Source organism: Patulibacter medicamentivorans, from assembly GCF_000240225.1.
In the GTDB taxonomy this organism is placed as follows: domain Bacteria; phylum Actinomycetota; class Thermoleophilia; order Solirubrobacterales; family Solirubrobacteraceae; genus Patulibacter; species Patulibacter medicamentivorans.
Window position 1 is genome coordinate 1 of record NZ_AGUD01000101.1, and the last position, 7,475, is coordinate 7,475.

Below are 7,475 nucleotides of genomic sequence, written 5' to 3' on the forward strand. Positions count from 1 at the left end.
CACGCCGGCCGTGCCGGGCCTGCTGCGGGCGATCGAGGCCCGGCGGGAGGCGGTCGAGGCCGACCCCGGCCTGCGGGCGACGATGCTGCCCGACGGGCGCCCGCTCGGCGCCGGCGACGCGCTGCTCCAGCCGGCGCTGGCGGCGACCCTGCACGAGCTCGCCGACGACCCCGGCAGCTTCTACCGCGGTCCGGTCGCGGAGCGGCTGGCGGCGGGCCTGCGCGCCCTCGGCAGTGCGATCGACGCCGACGACCTGGCCGCCCACGAGGTCGAGCGCCCGGAGCCCCTGAGCGCCGAGCTGGCCGGCGTTCGCTGGTGGGCGGCGCCGCCGCCGTCGCAGGGCGCGACCGCGCTGGCGCTGCTCGATCCCGAGATCCCCGGCGACCTGCTGGCGCGGGCCCGGGATGCGCACGACGCCCGCCGGCGGCTGCTCGGAGATCCCCGCGGCGGTCCGATCGACGTCGCCGGCATGCGCCGCCCGGCCCCGGCCCACGGCCCCGCCGTGCCCGCGCCGCCGGCGACCGGCGACACCGTGGCGGTCACCGCGGTCGACGAGGAGGGCCGCTCGGTGGTCCTGATCCAGAGCGTCTTCCAGACCTTCGGCGCCGGGATCCTCGAGCCCACGACGGGGATCGTGCTGCACAACCGTGGCGCGACCTTCGTCCTCGACGCCGAGCACCCGGCCGCGCTCGGGCCCGGCCGCCGGCCACCGCACACGCTCTGTCCGCTGCTCGGCGAGGGACCCGGCGTGCGCGTCGCGCTCGGCTGTCAGGGCGGGCGCGCGCAGCCGCTGATCCTCGCCCAGGTCGCGGCCGCCACCGCCGATCCCGACACCGACCTGCGCGACGCGCTGGCGGTCCCGCGGTGGGTCGTCGGCGACCGGGACCTGGGCTTCGCCGCCGAGGCGGTGCTGGCGGAGGCCGGCGCCGCCGTGCCGCCCGGGAGCGGTCTGGAGGTCGTCGCGGGCGGGCTCCACGAGGACCGCTGCGGCCACGTCCAGGCGGCCCGCGCGACCGCCGCCGGCCTCGAGGCCGCCGCCGACCCGCGGGCCGACGGCCGGGCCGCGGTCGTCCATCCTTCCACCGACCCCGTCGACCCCAGGAGCAGCTCGTGAGCACCTACGCCCCCACGCACGGCATCGCGACCGGCACCCGTCATCCGCTCGACCCGCTCGCGCCGGCCGAGATCGACGCCGCGGTCGCGGCCGCGCGCGCCGACGGGCGGCTCGGCGAGCGCACGCGCTTCTGGGGCGCGACGCTCGATGAGCACCACGCGCGGACGGTCGTCGCCGGCGACGCGCCCGCCGACGAGCGGCGGGTCGGCCTGGTGGCGATGGACCACTCCGGCGGCACGGCCTGGGAGGTCGACGTCGCGGTCCCCGTCGCCGGGGAGGGCGCGGGGCGCTGCCTCGAGTGGCGGTCGCTCGACCCGCGGCGTCCGGGGATCACCTCGGAGGAGGCGCGCGCGGCCGCCCAGGCCTGTCGCGAGAGCCCCGAGTTCCAGGCCGCCCTGGCCAAGCGCGGCATCACCGACATGTCGCTGGTCGTGATCGACGCCGAGTCGATGGGCGGCTTCGAGCCCGAGCGCTACGCGGACCGGCGCGTCACCTGGGGCACGGTCTGGCACAAGGTCGACGTCGAGGACAACGGCTACGCGCGACCGGTCCAGGGCGTCGTGCCGATCATCGACATGCACACGATGGAGGTGCTCGAGGTCGAGGACCACGGCGTCGTGCCGATGTCGCAGGAGGCGGGGCCGATCGAGCCCGGCGCCTGGGACGAGCATCCCGACGTGACGGTCCGCGAGGCGCCGAAGCCGCTCGAGGTCGTCCAGGCGGAGGGTCCGAGCTTCGACGTCGACGGCTGGAAGGTCAGCTGGCAGGGCTGGGAGCTGCGGGTCGGCTTCACCCACCGCGAGGGCCTGGTCCTCTACGACCTGACGTTCCTCGGCCGCTCGGTGCTCAAGCGCGCGGCGTGCAACGAGATGTACGTCCCGTACCTGGATCCCAACTCGACCCAGTACCGCAAGAACTTCTTCGACTGGGGCGAGTACGGCGCCGGCCCGCTGACCAACTCGCTGGCGCTCGGCTGCGACTGCCTCGGGGTGATCCACTACTTCGACGGCGCGGTCCTCGGCGGCGACGGCGAGGCGCGCACGATCGAGCACGCGATCTGCATGCACGAGGAGGACGACTCGATCCTCTGGAAGCACACCGACATGCGCCGCGACGTCGGCCAGACGCGGCGCTCGCGGCGGCTGGTGATCTCGAACTTCCAGACCGTCGCCAACTACGACTACGGCTTCTACTGGTCGCTCTACCAGGACGGCCGCGTCGAGCTCGAGGTCAAGCTGACGGGGATGCTCTCCGCCTCGGGGATCGAGGACGGCGAGGGGGCGCCCTACGGCCGCGTGGTCTCGCAGCACGTCCAGACCCCGACCCACCAGCACTACTTCGGGATCCGGCTCGACGCCGCCGTCGACGGCGCCCGCAACCGGCTGGTCGAGGAGCACGCCGAGGGCGAGACCGACCCCGAGAAGGACCCCTGGGGCAACGCGGTCCGCACGGTCCGGGTGCCGCTGCTGCGCGAGTCGCAGGCCGCCCAGCAGGTCGACCCGGCCAGCGGTCGCCACTGGCGGGTCGAGAGCGCCGAGCGCACCAACCGCTACGGCGAGCCGACCGCCTACCGACTGACCCTGCCGAACACGACCCGCTCCTACTGCCGGCCCGACAGCGTGATGGCGCGGCGCGCTCCGTTCATCCACAACCACCTGTGGGCGACGAGGGCCGATCCGCGCGAGCAGTTCGTCGGCGGCCAGTACCCCAACCACGCCGAGCCGGGGGAGGACGGGGTCCACGTCTGGCAGCGCCAGGACCGGTCGCTCGACGGCGAGGAGCTGGTGCTTTGGCCGGTGCTCGGCACGCACCACTTCCCGCGCCCCGAGCAGTGGCCGGTGATGCCGGTCGACACGATCGGCCTGGTGCTCGAGCCGGACGGCTTCTTCGATCGCAACCCGACGATGGACGTCCCGGCGCCGGAGCGCGCCGGCGGCCACGGCGACGCCTGCTGCGGCTCCGACGGGCCGTCCGCGGGCCACGCCTGCCACTGATGCGCCGGCGGATGGCGCCCGCGTCGGCGGGCGCCGCGGGCGGCGCGCGATGAGCGCCGTCGAGATCGCGGTGGTGCTGCTCGCCGGCGTCGCCGCGGGCGGCATCAACGCGATCGTCGGCTCGGGATCGCTGGTGACCTTCCCGGCGCTGCTGGCGGTCGGCTTCCCGGCCGTCACCGCCAACGTCTCGAACACCGTCGGGCTGGTCTTCGGCAACGTCTCGGCGGTCTGGGGCTACCGCCGCGAGCTGCGCGGCCAATGGCGGCGGATCGCCCTGATGGCGGTCTGGACCGCGCTCGGGGCGGCGACCGGCGGCGCGCTGCTGCTGGTCCTCCCGGAGGGGGTCTTCGACGCGGTGGTCCCACTGCTGATCCTGCTGGCGGTGGCGCTGATGGCACTGCGCCCGGCGCCGGAGCAGACGACCGCCGTGCTGACCAGCCGGCGGATCCTGGTGCTCGGCGCGACCGCCTACGGGGTCGGGGTCTACGGCGGGTACTTCGGGGCGGCGCAGGGCGTGATCCTGCTGGCGGCGCTGCGGCTGCTGCTGCCCGAGCGCCTGCAGCGGCTGAACGGCCTCAAGAACGCGCTGGTCGGGACGGCGAACGGCGTCGCGGCGATCGGGTTCGCGCTCTTCGCCGACGTCGCCTGGGACGCGGCCGGCCTGGTCGCCCTCGGGTCGACGATCGGCGCGGCCCTCGGCGCCTCCTATGGCCGCCGGATCCCCGACGCGACCCTGCGGGTGGTCGTGGTCGTCGGGGGCACGATCGTCGCCGGCGTGCTCCTCGTGCGGCTCGTGACCTGACCTTTTGTATGCCAAACCCTGATGTTAGGATCCAATCATCATGAGTGCTGCTGCTGTGGTGCCCGCGCGGTCGGTGCTGCTGGTCATCGACGTCCAGGGCGGGAGCGTCGCCGCCGACGACACGGGGATCCCGAAGATGAGCCCCGCCGCCGAGCGGCTGGCCCGGGTCGAGCGGATCCGGACCCTGGTCGCGGCCGCGCGCGGCGCCGGGGTCCCGGTCGTCTTCGTCCAGGAGGTCCACAAGCGCAGCGGGATCGACTTCGGCCGCGAGCTGGACGGCGCCGAGGGCGTCCACGCGCTCGAGGGCGATCCGACGACCGAGCTGGCGGCGGGCCTGGAGCCGGTCGGCGACGAGTACCTGATCCGCAAGCGCCGCTACTCCGCCTTCTTCGCGACCGAGCTCGAGCTGGTGCTGCGCTCCTACGGGGCGGAGGCCGTGCTGCTGGTCGGCGGGCTGACCGACGTCTGCGTCCACTACACGGCGGTCGACGCCCACCAGCACGACTACCGGATCCGCGTGATCACCGACTGCGTCGGCGGCTCGTCGCAGCCGGCGCATGACGCCGCGCTCGAGGCGATGCGCTACCTGCAGCGCGACGCGCACGTCACCAGCGACGCGGTCCTCGCCGCCCTGCCCGACGGGGCGATCGAGCTCGGGGGCTTCCCTGTCCCGGCCGGCTGAGCCGCCGGGCGAGCGCGCCCGCGCCGCCGGGCTGACCGGGGAGGAGCGCCGGACGCTCTGGGTGCTGATCGGCTCGTCCTCGCTCTGCTTCCTGACGATCGGGTCGCACGCCGCGGTGCTGCCGCGGTTCGTCCGCGACGAGATCGCCGGCGGCGCGGCGTCGATCGGCGTCGTGATGGGCGTGACCGCGGCGATCGCGCTGCTGCTGCGGCCGTTCGCCGGGTCGCTCAGCGACCGGATCGGGCGGCGGACCCCGGCCGTGGTCGGCGGGCTCGTGATGGCGGCCGGCTGCGCGCTGCTGGCGCCGGCCGGATCGCTGGCGACCGTGATCGCCGGGCGGGTGCTGCTGGGTGCCGGCGAGGCGGTCCTGACCGTCGCCGCGATGGCCTGGCTGATCGACGCGATCCCCGAGCAGCGGCGCGGGCGGGCGCTGGGGGCCTACGGGATGAGCATCTGGTTCGGGCTCGCCCTCGGCCCGCAGTGGAGCGTCGCGGTGCTCGACGAATGGGGCTACCCGGCGGTCTGGGAGGTCGGCGCGGCGATGGTGCTGATCGCCGGCCTGATGCCGCTGCTGCTGGTCGAGCCGCGTCGCGTCCGGCCGGCCGAGACGCCGCCGGGGCCGTCGGCCTCGGCGGGGGCGGGGCGGTGGGCGTCGGTCCCCCGCGGCGCGCTGCTGCCGGGCCTGGTCTTCGTGCTGGCGGCTTACGGCCACGCGGTGCTGGAGAGCTTCGGCGTGCTGCACCTGAGCGGTCGCGGGCTGTCGCCGGGCGGCGGCATCGGCGGGGCGGCGAGCGTCTTCACCGTGATCGCGGTGGCGACGTTCGGGGGCCGGATGGCGGGCGGCTGGCTGTGCGACCGCTTCGGGCCGTGGCCGGTCGCGGCGGCGGCGGTCCTCCCGCTGATCGGCTGCTACGTGATCTTCGCCTTCGCCGCGTCGTTCGCGGTGGCCGTCGTCGCGGCGGTGCTCTGCGGCGCGGGCCTGGCGCTGCTCTACCCGTCGCTGGCGATGATCGTCGCCGACGCCGTCCCCGCCCACCAGCGGGGGGCCGGGCTCGGGATCTACATCGGGGCGATGGACGTCGCCTTCGGCGCCGGCGCGCTGATCGGCGGCCTGGTGGTCGCCGGCGCCTCGTCGCAGGTCGCGCTGCTGAGCGGCGCCGGCGTGGCGCTGACGGCGTTCCTGCCGCTGCTGGTGATCGGGCGCCGGCTCGGCGTCGGTCCCGGCGCCCGCCTGGCGCGGGCCGAGGCCTCGGAGTAGCGCCGCCGTCGCAGCGGTGTGTGGCGACGCACACTGCATGACCCTACGCGTGCGTAGGGTCGCCTATGATGAGATGCATAGGAGATCTCCGTCGGGCCGGCCGGGCATCGCTCCGGGACGGCGCCCGGTGACCCGGCTGCTGGCCCGGTTCGCGGTCGCGCGGCCGCGCGTCGTGCTCGCCGCCGCGCTGCTGGTCGTCGCGGTCCTGGCGGTCGTCGGGCAGGACGTCGAGCAGCGGATGAAGCCGACGCAGCTCTACGTCTCCGGCACCGAGACCTACCGCGCCCACGAGCTCGCCAGCGGCCACTACGGCGACGCGATCGCGCTCCAGCTGACGGGCCCCAAGGCCGAGATCGACCGCCAGGGCCCGCGGCTCGCGCAGGCGCTCACGGAGCGGCCGCGGACCCGCGCGCTGACGCCCTGGAGCGGCGGCGCCGCCGGTGCCCGCCTGCGGCCGACGGCGACCGACGCGGTGCTGCTGCTGGACGTCCGCCGCACCGGCGAGGAGACGGCCAGCAGCGTGCTGCCGCCCCTGCGCCGCTTCGCCGAGCAGCGCACCAGTCCGCCGGTGCGGGTCCACATGGCCGGCGTGACCGAGGTCGGCCGGTCCTACAACGACACGATCGTCCACTCGATCCGGCAGGCCGAGCTGCTGGCGGCTCCGATCCTGCTGCTGGTCCTGCTGCTCGTCTTCCGGACCCCGCTGGCGGCCGCGATCCCGGCCCTCGTCGCGCTCGGCACGGTGCTGTCCGGCTACGGCGTCGTGCGGATCCTCAGCGAGTGGGTCGAGCTCGACGCGGTCACCCTGAACATGGCCTCGATGATCGGCCTCGCGCTCGGGGTCGACTACTCGCTGCTGCTCGTCAGCCGCTTCCGCGAGGCGCTGGCCGAGGGCGAGCCGCCGGCGCAGGCGGCGATGACCTCCGCGACGACCGCCGGCCGGACCGCGGCCTTCGCGGGGCTGGTGCTGATCGCGCTGATGACCGTGGTGCTGCTGGTCGCGCCCGGCAGCGCGATGCTCTCCTCCGCCGTCGGCTCGATCGTGGTGGCGGTGATCGGCGTCCTCGGGGCGGTGCTGGTGACGCCGGCCGCCGTCCGGCTGGTGGGGACGCGGATCGACGCCTGGCCGATCCTGCGCCGGCGCGCCGGCGACGGGTCCGGCCGCCTCGGCGGGCTCGTGCGCCGGGTCACGGCCCGGCCGTGGCCGGCGCTGCTGATCGCCGGCGCCCTCTGCCTGGTCGCGGCGCTGCCGGCCGTCGCGCTGAAGACGATCCCGCCGGATCCCCGTCAGCTGCCGAAGGGCACCCAGGCGCTGGAGGACTTCCAGGCGCTGCGGCGGGTCGGGTTCGGCCCGGAGGTCGAGGTGGTGCTGCGCTCCGACGACGGGCCGCTGACCGATCCGGCGAACCTGCAGGCGATCGACGGGCTGCAGCGGCGGCTGGCCCGCCTGCGCGCCGTCCGCTTCGTCGCCGGTCCCGCCGACGTCGGGCGCCAGACCGGCCAGGTGCGGCGGATCGGCGGGCAGCTGCAGCGCGTGCGCCGCCAGGTCGACGACGGCCGGCGCCAGCTGGCGCGGCTCGACAGCGGCCTCGGGCGGGCGGGTCGCGGCTTGGCCCAGCTGCGCG

6 protein-coding genes are annotated in these 7,475 nt (G+C 75.7%); all 6 read left to right on the plus strand.

Going from position 1 to position 7,475, the window contains the following annotated elements:
* A partial coding sequence (locus PAI11_RS08645) for a gamma-glutamyltransferase (protein WP_050897171.1) occupies positions 1-1,114 on the plus strand: 1,114 nt, incomplete at its 5' end.
* Positions 1,111-3,108 (plus strand): primary-amine oxidase, encoded by a 1,998-nt coding sequence (locus PAI11_RS08650; protein WP_007573172.1) that lies wholly within the window; start codon positions 1,111-1,113, stop codon positions 3,106-3,108. The genes PAI11_RS08645 and PAI11_RS08650, both read left to right, overlap by 4 nt.
* 49 nt (positions 3,109-3,157) lie before the next feature.
* On the plus strand, positions 3,158-3,910 hold the full coding sequence (locus PAI11_RS08655; protein ID WP_007573174.1) for a sulfite exporter TauE/SafE family protein: 753 nt from the start codon (positions 3,158-3,160) through the stop codon (positions 3,908-3,910).
* Positions 3,911-3,950: 40 nt separating this feature from the next.
* The gene (locus PAI11_RS08660) at positions 3,951-4,592 is read left to right on the plus strand and encodes a cysteine hydrolase family protein (protein WP_007573176.1); all 642 of its coding nucleotides are present in this window, start codon (positions 3,951-3,953) and stop codon (positions 4,590-4,592) included.
* 61 nt (positions 4,593-4,653) lie between these two features.
* Positions 4,654-5,850, plus strand: a complete 1,197-nt coding sequence (locus tag PAI11_RS08665; RefSeq protein WP_007573178.1) for an MFS transporter — start codon at positions 4,654-4,656, stop codon at positions 5,848-5,850.
* A 127-nt stretch (positions 5,851-5,977) separates the two neighbouring features.
* Positions 5,978-7,475 (plus strand): MMPL family transporter (locus PAI11_RS08670; protein WP_040599342.1); only part of this gene is annotated, 1,498 nt, incomplete at its 3' end.

Excerpts from the sequence above, each read along its gene's own strand:
- PAI11_RS08655 (WP_007573174.1), top strand. The coding sequence starts at position 3,158 with ATGAGCGCCGTCGAGATCGCGGTGGTGCTGCTCGCCGGCGTCGCCGCG.
- PAI11_RS08660 (WP_007573176.1), top strand. The coding sequence starts at position 3,951 with ATGAGTGCTGCTGCTGTGGTGCCCGCGCGGTCGGTGCTGCTGGTCATC.